Here is a 15,097-nt window from a genome sequence, read left to right as displayed (position 1 = left end):
TTGGAGATAGGTTGGGCCGTCATGCAGTGGAGTCTCGAGCAGATTCGTCTTTTCGTCGCCGTGGCCGAGGGGCAGTCGTTCTCTGCGGTGGCGCGTGGCCTGCGACGCGCCCAGTCGGCGGTGAGCAGCAGCATCGCCCTGCTGGAGGAGGACCTGGGTGTCGCCCTGTTCGATCGCAGCAGCGGGCGTCAGCCGCGACTGACGGCGGCGGGGGTGGCGCTGCTGGAGGAGGCGCGGGAGGTGCTTCGCCAGTGCCAGCGCCTCGATGGACGCGCCCTGGGCCTGGCCAAGGGCGAGGAAGCGCTGCTGCGCCTGGCTCAGGACGAGGCCATGCCCTATCAGCCGGTGCTGGCGAGCCTGGAGGCTCTGGGCAAGGCATTCCCGCTGCTGGAGGTTCGACTGGCCAGCAGCGCCCAGGGCGACGTGGCGCGCAAGCTGCTGGAGCGACGCGCCGATCTCGGCCTGCTGTTCCACCATGAGCACATGCCCGATGCCCTGGAGCGCCAGCGCCTCGGGACCATCGAGATGGTCACCGTGTGCGGCGCCGGGCATGTCCTCGCCGCGCGACCCTATGCGGATCGTCGTGAGCTGGTGCGTCATCGGCAGATCCTCATGGCCCCCCAGGACAGCCACTACCCCGGTGGCGAGCAACTGGGGCCGCAGGTCTGGCGCGCCGACAGCTTCTACGTCATGGCCGAGCTGGTGATGCGGGGGCTGGGTTGGGCCTGGTTGCCCCGGCATGTCGCGCAATACCCGGCTTACCAGGGGCAGCTGGTGGAGTTGCGCAGCGACTGGACGCCGCCTTCCCTGGTGGTGGAGCTGGTGTGCCGGCGGGACGAGGCCCTGGGGCCGGCGGCATTGTGGCTGGCGGAGAAGCTGGCGGAGCACCTGCAGGCCATCGGCTGACTGCCCGGGCATGGGGTTGGCGGCGGAGTCGGTTATCATCCGCCCCCTGTCCGGACGACTGGCACCTCCATGAACCGCACCCTCTATACCCTGCTGTTCCACCTCGGCCTGCCCCTGGTGGGCCTGCGCCTGGCCTGGCGCGCCTGGCGAGCGCCGGCCTACGCCAAACGCGTCGGCGAGCGCTTCGCCCTGGGGTTGCCCCCGCTCAAGTCCGGTGGCATCTGGATCCACGCCGTATCGGTGGGGGAGAGCATCGCCGCCGCGCCCCTGGTTCGTGCCCTGATGGCGCGCTACCCGGACCTGCCCATCACCCTGACCTGCATGACCCCCACCGGCTCCGAGCGCATCCAGGCGCTGTTCGGCGACCGGGTGCAGCACTGCTACCTGCCCTACGACCTGCCCTGGGCGGCGGCGCGTTTCCTCGACCGGGTGCGGCCGAAGCTGGGGATCATCATGGAAACCGAACTCTGGCCCAACCATATCCATCAGTGTGCCCGGCGCCGCATCCCCGTGGTGCTGGCCAATGCCCGATTGTCCGAGCGTTCGGCCCGGGGGTACGCGCGCTTCGCACGGCTCACCGCGCCCATGCTGGCGGAACTGGACTGGATCGCGGTGCAGACCGAGGCCGAGGCCGGGCGCTTCCGCCAGTTGGGTGCCCGCGCCGAGCGGGTCGCGGTGACCGGCTCCATCAAGTACGACCTGCACATCGATCCGGAGCTGCCCCCGCGTGCCGCCGAGTTGCGTGGCCAGTGGGGCGCGTCGCGGCGTCCGGTGTGGATCGCCGCGAGCACCCACGCGGGCGAGGACGAGGTGATCCTCGCGGCTCATCGGGCCCTGTTGGCGAATCATTCGGATGCCCTGTTGATCCTGGTGCCGCGCCACCCGGAACGCTTCAACTCGGTCTTCGAACTGAGCCGCAAGGAGGGCTTCGCCAGCCAGCGCCGATCCACGGGCGAGCCGGTGGCGGCCGGGACCCAGGTACTGGTGGGCGACACCATGGGCGAGTTGCTGTTCCTCTATGCCCTGGCCGACATCGCCTTCGTCGGCGGCAGCCTGGTGCCCAACGGCGGTCACAACCTGCTGGAGCCGGCGGCCCTGGGCAAGCCGGTGCTCTCTGGCCCACACCTGTTCAATTTCCTCGAAATCGCCACGCAGTTGCGCGAGGCGGGGGCGCTGGTCGAAGTGGACGGCGCCGATGCGCTGGTCGCCCAGGTGGATGGGCTCTGGCGTGCGCCGGCTCGGGCCGGCGCCATGCGCGACGCGGGCCTGTCGGTGCTCAGGGCCAACCAGGGGGCGCTGGAGCGGTTGCTGGGCGGGATTGCGCGACGGCTCTGAGCCTCAGAACGTCGGCGGGGTGATCACCCAGAGAATCAGCGCATCCTGGTCCCCGGGATTACCATAGCGGTGGGGCTCCCGGCTGGAGAAGGCGAAGCTGTCGCCTTCCTTCAGGTGGAAGTGGCGATCGCCGACCCAGAGCTCGAATTCACCGCTGAGCACATAGCCGGCCTCTTCCCCTTCGTGGCTGTAGCTTTCTTCGCTGTAGGTTCCGGGCGGGAAGCGCGAGTGGAGCATTTCCAGCTGTCGCAAGGGTTGCGGGCTCAGCAACTCGTCGATGATGCCGTCCTCGTAGTTCAGGCTGGTGCGGGCGCTGCGCCGCACCACGTAGCCGCGATCGGCTTCGTTCACCGGGGCTTCGCTGGCGAAGAACCACTGGATGGTGACGCCCAGGCTGCGGGCGATGTTGAACAGAGCGGGAATCGACGGATAGGCGAGGTTGCGCTCCAGCTGGCTGATGTAGCCGGCGGTCAGGGCGCTCTGCTCGGCCAGTGCGGTGAGCGTCAGGCCCCGGCGCTTGCGCAGCGCGCGGATGCGCGTGCCGAGGAACTGGCTTTCGGCATTGGCGTTGGGCGACGGCAGGCTGGGGCTCATGCATCTCTCCGGTTCTTCGGGGCGGGGCATTGTACGGCAGCATGCCGCCTGGCACGGAGGCGGAAACGAGGAAGCCCGGCGGTGCCGGGCTTCTTCGGTGCGGGACTCAGTAGTCCGAGTTGCCGCGCAGGCTGGCTTCCGCCGCCTTGGCCAGGTCCGGCGGGAGGAAGTCCTTGTCCGGGTCGTAGTCCGGCTTGAGGAAGCCGGCCAGGGCCTCCAGGTCCGCCGGGCTCAGGGTGCCGGCCGCCTGCTTCAGGCGGAGGTTGTCGAGGATGTAGTCGTAGCGGGCGTTGTTGTAGTCCCGCACCGAGCTGTACAGCTGGCGCTGGGCGTCCAGCACGTCGACGATGTTGCGGGTGCCCACCTGGTAGCCGATCTCGGTGGCTTCCAGGGCGCTCTGGTTGGAGATGATCGACTGCTTGCGGGCCTTCACCTGCTCGACGTCGGTATTCACCGCGCGGTGGAAGTTGCGGGTGTTCTGCACCACGTTGCGGCGCAGGCTTTCGCGCTGCTGCTCGGTCTGGTTCAGGCGCTGGTAGGACTCGCGCACCTGGGAGCTGGTCAGCCCGCCGCTGTAGATCGGGATGTTCAGCTCCAGGCCGATGCTGCGCTGCTCCACGTCGCTACCGAAGGACGGGCCTGCGTTGTTGACGCTGTTGGAGAAGCCCAGGCTGTCGTTGTCGCCCTTCTGGTAGCTGGCCACGGCATCCAGGGTCGGGGCGTGCCCGGCCTTGCGCTGGCGCAGGGTCTCCTCGGCGGCGTCCACGGCGTGGTTGGCGGCCTGCAGGTTGAGGTTCTGCTGGGCGGCGGTGTCCACCCAGGCCTTGGCGTCATTGGGCGCGGGCACCACCACCGGCAGGGTGTGGAGGATGCCTTCGAGGGAGGCGTATTCGCGGTTGGTGAGGGTCACCAGGGCCTGGAAGGCATCTTCCACATTGCGTTCGGCGATCATCCGGTTGGCGCGGGCGGTGTCATAGCCAGCCTGGGCTTCCAGTACGTCGGTCTTGTCCGAGAGCCCCACGTCGAAGCGCTCGTTAGCCTGGTCCAGCTGGCGCTTGAACGCCGCTTCCTCGGCCTTGGTCGAGGCCAGGTTGTCCTGGGCGCGGAGGACGGCGAAGTAGGTCTCGGCGGTCTGCAGGATCAGGTCCTGCTGGGTCGCGGAGAACTCCAGGGCGGCCTGCTCTGTGCTGGACTCGGCGGCCTTGAGCTGGAACCAGCGGTCGGCGCGGAAGATCGGCTGGCTCAGGGTCGCCTGGTAGGCGATGCCGCTACGGGAGCTTGTGGAGGAGGGCTCGTCCAGCTTGGTGCGGGTATCGGTGGCCGTGGCGCCGCCATTGATCTGGGGCAGCAGGCCGGCGCGGGCCTGGGGCACGGCCTCGCGTTGCGCCTCGAAGTTGGCGCGGGCGGCGGCGAGGTCGGCGTTGTTATCGACAGCGTCCTTGTAGACGGTGACAAGGTCCGTCTTGGCTGACAGGGGGGCATCTTCGGCCCAGGCGGTTCCGGCAAAGGCGGATGCCACGGCGATGGCCAGCGAGAGTCTGCGCAGCATGATTCATCCTGGATTCTGGGGTGTCGGGCAAGGCTACGGGGCGGCCGGTGGCGGGTCAAGACGCCCGGCCGGCGGCCTCAGTGTAGTTTGCGTCAAGCTATGTTGCCTGCCTGCAACAATCCTTTTGCGAACGAAGATATCGTCATTTTCCGACGGGATGGTCACGTCAATCTGACCGCCGGGTTGGTTTTCTTCGTCGAGCTTGTTTAGACTGCGCGGGTTCTTGTCGGGGTGCCTCGAATCGGAGGCTGAGATCGGAGAGTTCCGGATCCCGTTGAACCTGATCAGGTTAAGGCCTGCGTAGGGAACAAGATGTGCCTCCCAAGTCCCGTTCCGGGAGGCTCCTCTCGGCACCGATCCCGGTGCACTCTGCCCTCAGGTTCGCTCCGACATCATCCTCAGGAGCCAGCCGATGACTGTAAAACAACAAAAGAACCTGAGCGAAAGCGCCCAGGTGGACCAGCAATCCGTCCAGCCTTTCCCCCGTTCCCACAAGGTCTATGTGCAGGGTTCCCGCCCGGATATCCGCGTTCCCATGCGCGAGATCGCCCTGGACGTGACCCCCACCGCCTTCGGTGGCGAGATCAATGCCCCGGTCACCGTCTATGACACCTCCGGCCCCTACACCGACCCCGCCGTGCAGATCGACGTGCGCAAGGGCCTGGCCGATATCCGCAGCCCCTGGATCGACGACCGCGCCGACACCGAGCGCCTGTCGGGCCTGACCTCCGAGTTCGGCCAGCGCCGCCTGGCCGATGCCGAACTCTCGGCCATGCGCTTCGCCCATGTGCGCAATCCGCGCCGGGCCAAGGCCGGCCAGAACGTCACCCAGATGCACTACGCCAGGAAGGGCATCATCACCCCGGAGATGGAGTTCGTCGCCATCCGCGAGAACATGAAGCTGGCCGAGGCCCGCGAGGCCGGCCTGCTGAAGGAGCAGCACCCGGGGCACAGCTTCGGCGCCGCCATCCCGAAGGAGATCACCCCCGAGTTCGTGCGTGAGGAAGTGGCCCGCGGCCGCGCCATCATCCCGGCCAACATCAACCACGTGGAGCTGGAGCCGATGATCATCGGCCGCAACTTCCTGGTGAAGATCAACGGCAACATCGGCAACTCGGCGCTGGGTTCCTCCATCGAGGAAGAAGTGGCGAAGTTGACCTGGGGCATCCGCTGGGGCTCCGACACCGTGATGGACCTGTCCACCGGCAAGCACATCCACGAGACCCGCGAGTGGATCATCCGCAACTCGCCGGTACCCATCGGCACCGTGCCCATCTACCAGGCCCTGGAGAAGGTCGGCGGCATCGCCGAGGACCTGACCTGGGACCTGTTCCGCGACACCCTGATCGAACAGGCCGAGCAGGGCGTGGACTACTTCACCATCCACGCCGGCGTGCTGCTGCGCTACGTGCCCCTGACCGCCAAGCGCGTCACCGGTATCGTGTCCCGTGGCGGCTCGATCATGGCCAAGTGGTGCCTGGCCCACCACAAGGAGAATTTCCTCTACACCCACTTCGAGGAAATCTGCGAAATCATGAAGGCCTACGACGTGTCCTTCTCCCTGGGTGACGGCCTGCGCCCCGGCTCCATCGCCGACGCCAACGACGCGGCGCAGTTCGGTGAGCTGGAAACCCTCGGCGAGCTGACCAAGATCGCCTGGAAGCATGACGTGCAGACCATGATCGAAGGCCCCGGCCACGTGCCCATGCACCTGATCAAGGAGAACATGGACAAGCAGCTGGAGTGCTGCGACGAGGCGCCGTTCTACACCCTCGGCCCGCTGACCACCGACATCGCCCCCGGCTACGACCACATCACCAGCGGCATCGGCGCCGCGATGATCGGCTGGTTCGGCTGCGCCATGCTCTGCTACGTGACGCCCAAGGAGCACCTGGGCCTGCCGAACAAGGATGACGTGAAGACCGGCATCATCACCTACAAGATCGCCGCCCACGCCGCCGACCTCGCCAAGGGCCACCCTGGCGCGCAGATCCGCGACAATGCACTGAGCAAGGCGCGCTTCGAGTTCCGCTGGGAAGACCAGTTCAACCTGGGCCTGGACCCGGACACCGCACGGGCCTTCCATGACGAGACGCTGCCCAAGGAGTCGGCCAAGGTGGCCCACTTCTGCTCCATGTGCGGGCCGAAGTTCTGCTCGATGAAGATCACCCAGGAAGTGCGTGACTACGCCAAGGAGAACGGCCTGACCGACGAGCAGAAGGCCATCGAGGCCGGCTTCGCCGAGCAGTCCGGGCGCTTCAAGGACGAAGGGTCGGTGATCTACAAGCAGGTCTGATCCAGACCGCGCGCAACGAGAGCCGGGCCCAGTGCCCGGCTTTCCCGTTTGCAGGTCGTGATCCGCGCCCCTGCTTTCGCCGGCTAGCCGGCTCCTACGGATTCAGGCACCGCCAACTGAGGGCATCTGCCATCGTGAATACCCCTACCAGCTACTCGCCGTCCATCCCGGTCGCCTTCGACCAGCGCGTGCTCGGCACGCGCGACCTGTTTTCCCTCTGGTTCTCCCTCGGCCTCGGGCTGATGGTGCTGCAGACCGGCGCCCTGCTGGCCCCGGGCCTCGGTGGTTCCGACGCGCTGCTGGCGATTCTCCTGGGCACCGGCGTCGGCGTGCTGCTGCTGGGTGCCGCCGCCATGATCGGCAGCGACACGGGCCTGGCTACCATGGCGGCGATGAAGCTCAGCCTGGGCTCGGCCGGCGCCTCGTTGCCCGCCCTGCTCAACCTGCTGCAACTGGTGGGTTGGGGCGCCTTCGAGATCATCGTGATGCGCGATGCCGCGAGCCTTCTGGCCGGGAGGAGCTTCGGCGAGGGCAGCCCGTGGGCCTCGCCCACGCTCTGGACCCTGGTGTTCGGCGCCCTGGCGACCCTGTTGGCGGTGGCGGGGCCCCTGGCTTTCGTCCGTCGGATCCTGCGTCGCTGGGGTATCTGGCTGCTGCTGGGGGCCTGCGTCTGGCTGACCTGGGACCTGCTGCGCCGGACCGACCTGTCCACGGTTCTGGCCAGGGCCGGCGACGGGTCCATGAGTTTCGCCCTGGGTTTCGACATCGCCATCGCCATGCCGCTGTCCTGGCTGCCGCTGATCGCCGATTACTCGCGCTTCGGGCGCCGGGGCGGCGGCGTGTTCTTCGGCTCGGCCCTGGGCTTCTTCATCGGCTGCCTGTGGCTGATGGGCCTGGGCGTGGCCTACACCCTGGCGTTTGCCGAGGGCAGCGACGCCAACGCCCTACTGCTGGCGCTGGCCGGTGCCGGCATGGGCATCCCGCTGCTGCTGATCCTGCTGGACGAGTCGGAGAAGGCCTTCGCCGATATCCATTCGGCTGCGGTCTCCAGCGGCATCCTGCTGCCGCTGAAGGTGGAGCGGCTGGCCCTGGCCATCGGCGTGCTCTGCACCCTGATCGCCTGGTTCGCGCCCCTGGCGGAGTACCAGAACTTCCTGCTGCTCATCGGCTCGGTGTTCGCGCCGCTGTTCGGCGTGGTGCTGGCGGACCATTTCATCCTGCGCCGCCGCCGTGCCGACGGGGCGCCACGTACCGCCCTGCGCTGGGACAGCCTCCTGGCCTGGGCCTGCGGCGTGGCGCTCTACCATCTGCTGGCCAGCCGCTGGCCGGAGCTCGGGGCGACCCTGCCGGCGCTGTTGGCCTCGGGGGCGCTGCAGTGCCTCCTGGGGCGCTTCAGCCGCGCCCGGGGAAATACCGGGGCTTCAATATTCCGTTGAGCTGCGGGTAGGGGATGCGCAGTTCCGGGTGGCCGCTGGAATAGGGCGCGATGCTGTAGACGTCGTACTTCAGCAACACCGCGCCGTAGCCCAGGCCGACATGGGCGGTGCGCTGGAAGGGCCAGGTGCTGAGGAAGTCGGGGTCCTGGTCCAGCCGGTTGCTCGCCAGCCAGCGGCGATGGGCCTGTTCGGCGACTTTCCAGAAGGCCTCTTCCTGGCCCGGCAGCAGCATGTCGCCAAGGGTCAGGGGCTTTTCCAGCGTGCGGTCGTAGTTGATGTAGCCGCGTCCCGGCATGCCGTGGGCACCGCCGGTGAAGAGGTAGCTGGAGAGTTCCACCAGCACCAGCCTGTCGTGCTGCTCCAGCACCTTGGCCTGGAGGTAGCTGGCCCAGCCGGGCTGGGCGCTGGCGAGGAAGTCCCTTTCGTAGGACTCAAGCGATGCCGGCAGCGGCGCGCCGGGGGCGTCCTGGGTCATCCGCAGCAGGCGCTGGTTGATCAGGTCGTTGAGCTGCGGCTCGCCCTGGAAACTGATGGTGTCGATGTTCACCAGCGGGCAGCCATCGCCCTGGCAGCCGGGTTTCAGGTGTTCCCAGGCGTGGCGCTGGGGCTCCAGCTTGTCGGCGGCGCCGGGGAGCATCTGGCAGGCGCTGAGCAGAGCGCCGAGGCTGGCGGCGGCGAGGAGTCGGGCAAGGGGCATCGGCTTCATCGTCAGGGCGGGTTCCGGAAAAAGTGCTGGGTTGGACTGTCGCGGGCGTGCCGAGTTCGGTCGCCGCGCGTCGTCAGCCGGGCATCTTCCCAGCCTGCGAGTCATCTGCAAAGAGGCTGCGCAGCGGGCGGCCAAGGGGTAGGATGCGGCAGATCCAGCCTTTACCCGCAAGCGAGAATTCCCATGACCGAACCTTTCAAGCCGGGTCCCGAGGCCGTCGACCTGATGGCGCGCGAAACCTGTTTCCAGGGCTTCTATCGCCTGGACCGTCTGACCCTGCGCCATCGCCTGTTCGAGGGCGGCATGGGGCCGGTCATCAATCGGGAACTGTTCGTCCGCCATGATGCGGTGTGCGTGCTGCCCTACGACCCGCAGCAGGACCGGGTGGTGCTGATCGAGCAGTTCCGCGTCGGCGCCATGGGCAAGAGCGAGACGCCCTGGCTGCTGGAACTGGTGGCGGGGCTGATCGACAAGGACGAGGAACCGGAGGAGGTCGCCCGTCGGGAAGCGCTGGAAGAAGCCGATCTGCAGTTGACTTCGCTCTGGCCGATCACCACCTACTATCCTTCACCAGGGGGTTCCAACGAGCGTGTTCACCTGTTCCTGGGGCGCTGTGACAGCAGCGGCGCGGGCGGTGTCCACGGGCTGGCGGAGGAGGGCGAGGACATCCGCGTGCATGTGGTGCCTTTCGAGGATGCCCTGGCGCTGATGCGCGATGGACGCCTGGACAATGCCGCTAGCATGCTGGCCCTGCAGTGGCTGGCGCTGAACCGTACCGAAGTCAGGGGGTTGTGGACGTGAATCTGTTGCGCGATCGCTATCGGGTCGATCTCGTCGGGCTGCAGGCAGCCTGCGAGGCGAACTATGCGCACCTGATGCGTCTGCTGCCGCAGATGCGCGAGGCGCGTGGTTCCCGGCGCGTCGCCCTGAGCCAGGGGGAGCACCTGCTGGGTGTGCTGGCCCTGGACGTGATCGAGGCCTGTCCCTACACCACCACGCTCCAGGTGCGTCAGGAGCACAGCCTGCCCTGGTTGCCGACGCCGCGCCTGGAAGTGCGGGTCTACCATGACGCGCGCATGGCGGAAGTGGTCGGTGCCGAGCATGCGCGGCGTTTCCGCAGCGTGTATCCCTATCCCAATGTCGACATGCACCAGCCCGATGAGAAAAGCCAGTTGAACCTCTTTCTCGGCGAGTGGTTGAGTCATTGCCTGGCCTGTGGCCACGAGCTGGAGCCCGTGGTCATCTGAGCCGCTGTTCGGACCGGCTCGTCGGGCCGCGCCCATTCACTGTTTTCAACTGTGAACCATTCCCGCTTCGCGGGTTTACCCGCTGCTCGGGCAGCCACCATAATCTGTGCACCTTGCCCAAGGAGACGGCCTTGCCCAGTCCAGTCCCTCCCGCCGACGAATCGGTGCTGCTGGTGCAGCTATCCGACAGCCACCTGTTCGCTGAAGCGGACGGCCGGTTGCTGGGCATGGCGACCCGCGACAGCCTTCGCCGGGTGGTCGACCAGGTGCTGGAGGAGCAATCCTGCATCGACCTGGTCCTGGCCACGGGCGACCTGTCCCAGGACGGCAGCGCGGCATCCTACCGGGGCTTCGCCGAGGAGGCGTCACGCATCCCAGCCCCGTCTCGCTGGTTCCCCGGCAACCATGACGACGTCCCGGCGATGCGCGAAGTCTGTGCCGGCACCTCCATGCTGGAGCCCATAGTCGATTTTCCCCACTGGCGACTGGTGCTGCTGGACTCGACCATCGAGGGCGCGGTACCCGGTTTCTTCCCCAGCGAGCAGTTGGCGCTGCTGGAGGAGGCCATCGAGGGCGCCGGCGAGCGTCATGTGCTGGTCAGCTTCCACCATCATCCGGTGTCCATCGGTTGCGCCTGGATGGAGCCCATCGGCGTGCGCAACGCCGAAGCGCTGTTCGCGGTGCTGGATCGCTATCCACAGGTGCGCGCGCTGCTCTGGGGGCACGTCCATCAGGAGTTCGACCAGTCGCGCAATGGCGTACGCCTGCTGGCCTCGCCGTCCACCTGTGTGCAGTTCGCGCCGGGTAGCGAGGACTTCAGCGTCGGCAGCGAGGCGCCGGGCTATCGCTGGCTGCGGCTGACCCGCGATGGCCGTGTGGAGACCGGGGTTTCCCGGGTCATCGGGATCGCCTTCGAGGTGGACTACAGCGTCAAGGGTTATTGACCTTCGCGCCGCGGCACGGCAAGAAGTACAGCTTTCCCTCGATCCGCCAGGAAACCGCGTGTCCAGCCAGCAGCCCAGCCTTCTCTATATCCACGGATTCAACAGCTCACCCGCGTCGCACAAGGCGCGCCAGCTCAGCGCCCTCATGGCCCGCCTGGGGCTTGCCGGGCGCCTGCGGGTGCCGGCGCTGCACCACCATCCGCGCCAGGCCATTGCCCAGCTTGAAGCGGCCATCGCCGAGCTGGGGCGGCCGACGCTGGTCGGCAGCTCCCTGGGCGGCTACTATGCGACCCACTTGGCCGAGCGCCACGGCCTTGGGGCCGTGCTGATCAACCCTGCGGTCGCCCCGCACCGGCTGTTCGAAGGCCACCTCGGCCCCCAGAAGAACTACTACAGCGAAGAAACCTGGGAGCTGACCTTGGAGCACGTAGCGGCCCTGGCCGAACTGGAAGTGCCGGCCCCCACGGACCCGGCGCGCTACCAGGTCTGGCTGCAGACGGCCGACGAAACCCTCGATTACCGCCAGGCGGAGCGCTATTACCGCGCTTGCGCCCTGCGCATCGAGGCCGGCGGCGACCACGGTTTCCAGAATTTCTCCGCCCACCTGCCCGCGCTGCTGGCCTTCGCCGGCTTTCCGGCGACGCTGTGGCGTGACATCGACTTTTCCGACCTCTGACTGAAAGGGAATCCATGGCTACTTACAACGCGGATGCCATCGAAGTCCTCTCCGGCCTCGACCCGGTGCGCAAGCGCCCGGGCATGTATACCGATACCACTCGCCCCAACCACCTGGCCCAGGAAGTCATCGACAACAGCGTCGACGAGGCCCTGGCCGGCCACGCCCGGAGCGTGCAGGTGATCCTCCATGAGGACAACTCCCTGCAGGTGATCGACGACGGCCGCGGCATGCCCGTGGACATCCACCCCGAAGAAGGGGTGCCCGGCGTCGAGCTGATCCTCACCAAGCTCCATGCCGGCGGCAAGTTCAGCAACAAGAACTACCAGTTCTCCGGCGGCCTGCATGGCGTGGGGATCTCGGTGGTGAACGCCCTGTCCACCCGTGTCGAAGTCCGGGTCAAGCGCGAGGGCAACGAATACCGCATGACCTTCGCCGACGGTTTCAAGGCCACGGATCTCGAGATCATCGGCAGCGTCGGCAAGCGCAACACCGGCACCAGCGTGCACTTCTGGCCGGACGCCAAGTACTTCGACTCCCACAAGTTCTCCGTCAGCCGCCTGAAGCACGTGCTCAAGGCCAAGGCGGTGCTCTGCCCCGGCCTGTTGGTGACCTTCGAGGACAAGGCCAGCGGCGAGCGGGTCGAATGGCATTACGAGGACGGCCTGCGCTCCTACCTGGTGGACGCCGTCTCCGAGTTCCAGCGCCTGCCCGATGAGCCGTTCGTCGGTGCCATGGCCGGCAACAAGGAGGCGGTGGACTGGGCGCTGCTATGGCTGCCCGAGGGGGGCGAATCCCTCCAGGAGAGCTACGTCAACCTGATCCCCACCGCCCAGGGCGGCACCCATGTGAACGGCCTGCGCCAGGGGCTGCTGGATGCCATGCGCGAGTTCTGCGAGTTCCGCAACCTGCTGCCGCGCGGGGTCAAGCTGGCGCCGGAAGACGTTTGGGAACGCATCGCCTTCGTCCTCTCGATGAAGCTGCAGGAGCCCCAGTTCTCGGGGCAGACCAAGGAACGCCTGTCCTCCCGCGAGGCCGCCGCCTTCGTCTCCGGCGTGGTCAAGGACGCCTTCAGCCTCTGGCTCAACGCCCATCCGGACCTGGGCATGCAACTGGCCGAACTGGCCATCAGCAACGCCGGCCGCCGACTCAAGGCGGGCAAGAAGGTGGAGCGCAAGAAGATCACCCAGGGCCCGGCGCTGCCTGGCAAGCTGGCGGACTGCGCGGGCCAGGACCCCATGCGGGCCGAGCTGTTCCTGGTGGAGGGCGACTCCGCCGGTGGCTCCGCCAAGCAGGCGCGGGACAAGGAATTCCAGGCCATCATGCCGCTGCGGGGGAAGATCCTGAACACCTGGGAAGTGGATGGCGGCGAAGTGCTGGCCTCCCAGGAGGTGCACGATATCGCCGTGGCCATCGGCGTCGATCCCGGTGCCTCGGACCTCTCCCAGCTGCGCTACGGCAAGATCTGCATCCTCGCCGACGCCGACTCCGACGGCCTGCACATCGCCACCCTGCTGTGTGCGCTGTTCGTTCGCCACTTCCGCCCGCTGGTGGAGGCCGGGCACGTCTACGTGGCGATGCCGCCGCTGTACCGCATCGACCTGGGCAAGGAGATCTACTACGCCCTGGACGACGCAGAGCGTGACGGCGTCCTCGATCGCCTGGCCGCCGAGAAGAAGCGTGGCAAGCCCCAGGTCACCCGCTTCAAGGGCCTGGGTGAAATGAACCCGCTGCAGCTGCGCGAGACCACCATGGACCCGAATACCCGGCGTCTCGTCCAACTGACCCTGGAGCAGGACGACGGCACCGTGGAAGTCATGGACATGCTGCTGGCCAAGAAGCGCGCCGGTGACCGCAAGTCCTGGCTGGAGTCCAAGGGCAACCTGGCCGAGGTCATGGTGTGAGGGGAGTCCTGTTCCTCGTCGGCCTGCTGATCTCCGCCCCACTCTGGGCCGCCGAGGCGCCGGAACAGCTGCGCCTGGCCGCCGAGTATCCGGTGGAGGGCTTGCCCCAGGGCAACCTGTCCGGACTGACCCGGTGCGGCGACGAGTTGCTGGCGGTGTCCGACCGCGTCGACAACCAGCTTTACCGGCTCAAGCCCATTGGTGGCCTGCTCCAGGCGGAGGCGGAGACCTTCCTGGCACCCCCGCCCCCGCCGAGCAACCTGCCCTGGGGCGTGCGAGCGCGCTCCTGGGCGGTGAGCATGTTGCGTGGCAACGAGCTGGACTTCGAAGGCATCACCTGCGATCAGGCGGGCAACCGCTACCTCGTGAGCGAGGCCCTGGCGGCGGTGCTGCAGATCCCGGTCAGTGGCGAACCCACCTGGCTGATGCTGCCGGACAACCTGGTGCGCCAGGCCCGCGCCAGCGGCATGCTGCTGCACTTCAATGCCCTGCTGGAGGGCATCGCCGTCGATCCCAAGGGCGAACGCCTCTGGCTCGCCGCCGAGCGTGAGCGTCGCGGCCTGATGGTGGTGCACAGGCAACAGGCCACCTGGCGGTGCACTGGCGGCTGCGTGATCTTCAGCGAGGCGGGTACCGAGGCGCCGCCCGCCCCCACGGGCAGCGGGCAGCGGATGCCCCGTGACTTTTCCGATGTCGCCTTCTTCGAGGAAAAACTCTTCACCCTGGAACGCCTTGCGCACCAGATCTGCCGGCGCAAGCCGAGCAATGGCGAAGTGGAGCGCTGCTGGTCCTTCGTCGAAGAGGGCCTGGCCGACACCCGTCGCTATGGCGTGCCCTTCGGCGTAGCCGAAGGCCTGTGGATCGACGCCGATGGCGCCTGGGTGGGCCTGGACAATGGTGGCAAGGCCCGGGGCGATGGCGAGCGCCGGCCCATCGTCTGGCGCTTCTCCGCACCCAAGGGCGGCTGGAGCGGCAAATGACCATGCAGACGCCGGGGCGGCGCTTGGGGAGGGTGATGCTGGTGCTCGCCTGGGGCATCGGCCTGCTCCTGGCCACGCATTTCTTCGGCCTCTGGGAAGATCGCCAGCACAACCCCAATCGCACGCCGGAGTCGGTCCAGGGCGATGGCTACGTGGAAGTCCGCCTGGCCAGCAGCCGCCAGGGGCACTACCTGCTGGACGGCCTGATCGACGGCCACAAGGTCACCTTCCTGCTGGACACCGGCGCCACCCAGGTGGCGGTGCCGGTTCGGCTGGCCGAGCGCATCGGCCTGGCGCCCGGCGCGCCGGTCACCCTGAGTACCGCCAATGGCCGCGTCACGGGCCAGCGCACCCAGTTGCAGGACCTGCGGCTGGGGGACATCCGCCTGATCCAGGTGCCGGCGATCATCGTCCCGGGCATGGATGGCAACGAGGTGCTGCTCGGCATGAGCGCCCTGAAACAACTCGAATTCACCCAGCGCGACGGCACCCTGGTGCTGCGCCAAGTCACTTCTCCGTGAGGC

The 15,097-nt window shown here is 67.6% G+C and carries 14 protein-coding genes and 1 riboswitch; of the genes, 11 read left to right on the top strand and 3 right to left on the bottom strand.

Features of this window, described 5'->3' with window-relative positions:
* Window positions 1-21: 21 nt before the first annotated feature.
* Both KF707C_RS26280 and waaA read left to right on the top strand, forming a co-directional pair.
* On the top strand, window positions 22-906 hold the full coding sequence (locus KF707C_RS26280; protein ID WP_003453083.1) for a LysR family transcriptional regulator: 885 nt from the start codon (window positions 22-24) through the stop codon (window positions 904-906).
* A 69-nt stretch (window positions 907-975) separates the two neighbouring features.
* Window positions 976-2,241, top strand: coding sequence for a lipid IV(A) 3-deoxy-D-manno-octulosonic acid transferase (gene waaA, locus KF707C_RS26275; RefSeq protein WP_003453081.1), 1,266 nt, complete (start codon window positions 976-978; stop codon window positions 2,239-2,241).
* A gap of 3 nt (window positions 2,242-2,244) precedes the next feature.
* Here the strand turns inward: waaA and KF707C_RS26270 are convergent, their stop codons facing one another.
* Entirely contained in the window at window positions 2,245-2,865 is a 621-nt protein-coding gene (locus KF707C_RS26270) for a cupin domain-containing protein (protein ID WP_394296133.1), read from the bottom strand.
* A gap of 76 nt (window positions 2,866-2,941) precedes the next feature.
* Window positions 2,942-4,384: a TolC family outer membrane protein gene (locus KF707C_RS26265; RefSeq protein ID WP_003453077.1), complete on the bottom strand. Its 1,443-nt coding sequence runs from the start codon at window positions 4,382-4,384 to the stop codon at window positions 2,942-2,944.
* 217 nt (window positions 4,385-4,601) lie between these two features.
* A riboswitch (TPP riboswitch) is annotated at window positions 4,602-4,708 on the top strand.
* Between the two features lie 88 nt (window positions 4,709-4,796).
* Here KF707C_RS26265 and thiC point away from each other — a divergent pair.
* Together thiC and cytX are read left to right on the top strand one after the other, a co-directional pair.
* Entirely contained in the window at window positions 4,797-6,680 is a 1,884-nt protein-coding gene (thiC, locus tag KF707C_RS26260) for a phosphomethylpyrimidine synthase ThiC (RefSeq protein ID WP_003453073.1), read from the top strand.
* Between the two features lie 134 nt (window positions 6,681-6,814).
* Window positions 6,815-8,116 (top strand): putative hydroxymethylpyrimidine transporter CytX, encoded by a 1,302-nt coding sequence (gene cytX, locus KF707C_RS26255; protein ID WP_003453071.1) that lies wholly within the window; start codon window positions 6,815-6,817, stop codon window positions 8,114-8,116.
* Here cytX and KF707C_RS26250 read toward each other — a convergent pair.
* On the bottom strand, window positions 8,073-8,813 hold the full coding sequence (locus KF707C_RS26250) for a DUF3298 and DUF4163 domain-containing protein (RefSeq protein ID WP_003453069.1): 741 nt from the start codon (window positions 8,811-8,813) through the stop codon (window positions 8,073-8,075). The two genes, cytX and KF707C_RS26250, sit on opposite strands and share 44 nt — an antisense overlap.
* A 192-nt stretch (window positions 8,814-9,005) precedes the next feature.
* Between KF707C_RS26250 and KF707C_RS26245 the strand changes: the two genes are divergently transcribed.
* The 7 genes from KF707C_RS26245 (at window position 9,006) to KF707C_RS26215 (ending at window position 15,094) form a co-directional block, all read left to right on the top strand.
* Window positions 9,006-9,623 carry an NUDIX domain-containing protein gene (locus KF707C_RS26245; RefSeq protein WP_003453067.1) on the top strand — a complete coding sequence of 206 codons (618 nt, stop codon included), beginning with the start codon at window positions 9,006-9,008 and terminating at the stop codon, window positions 9,621-9,623.
* The gene (locus KF707C_RS26240) at window positions 9,614-10,069 is read left to right on the top strand and encodes a DUF1249 domain-containing protein (RefSeq protein ID WP_036993198.1); all 456 of its coding nucleotides are present in this window, start codon (window positions 9,614-9,616) and stop codon (window positions 10,067-10,069) included. The genes KF707C_RS26245 and KF707C_RS26240 overlap by 10 nt, the downstream gene beginning before the upstream one ends.
* Window positions 10,070-10,200: 131 nt before the next feature.
* Window positions 10,201-11,013, top strand: coding sequence for a 3',5'-cyclic-AMP phosphodiesterase (gene cpdA / locus KF707C_RS26235; RefSeq protein WP_036993195.1), 813 nt, complete (start codon window positions 10,201-10,203; stop codon window positions 11,011-11,013).
* A gap of 58 nt (window positions 11,014-11,071) precedes the next feature.
* The gene (locus KF707C_RS26230; protein WP_003453062.1) at window positions 11,072-11,689 is read left to right on the top strand and encodes a YqiA/YcfP family alpha/beta fold hydrolase; all 618 of its coding nucleotides are present in this window, start codon (window positions 11,072-11,074) and stop codon (window positions 11,687-11,689) included.
* A gap of 14 nt (window positions 11,690-11,703) precedes the next feature.
* Window positions 11,704-13,593 (top strand): DNA topoisomerase IV subunit B, encoded by a 1,890-nt coding sequence (parE, locus tag KF707C_RS26225; protein ID WP_003453060.1) that lies wholly within the window; start codon window positions 11,704-11,706, stop codon window positions 13,591-13,593.
* Entirely contained in the window at window positions 13,590-14,573 is a 984-nt protein-coding gene (locus tag KF707C_RS26220) for an esterase-like activity of phytase family protein (RefSeq protein ID WP_003453058.1), read from the top strand. The genes parE and KF707C_RS26220 overlap by 4 nt, the downstream gene beginning before the upstream one ends.
* A complete protein-coding gene (locus tag KF707C_RS26215; protein ID WP_003453057.1) occupies window positions 14,570-15,094 on the top strand; it encodes a retropepsin-like aspartic protease family protein in 525 nt (174 codons plus the stop codon). Before KF707C_RS26220 ends, KF707C_RS26215 begins: the two co-directional genes overlap by 4 nt.
* Window positions 15,095-15,097: the final 3 nt, after the last annotated feature.

Source organism: Pseudomonas furukawaii, from assembly GCF_002355475.1.
GTDB lineage: Bacteria > Pseudomonadota > Gammaproteobacteria > Pseudomonadales > Pseudomonadaceae > Metapseudomonas > Metapseudomonas furukawaii.
This window is presented reverse-complemented; position numbering and strand designations above follow the sequence as displayed.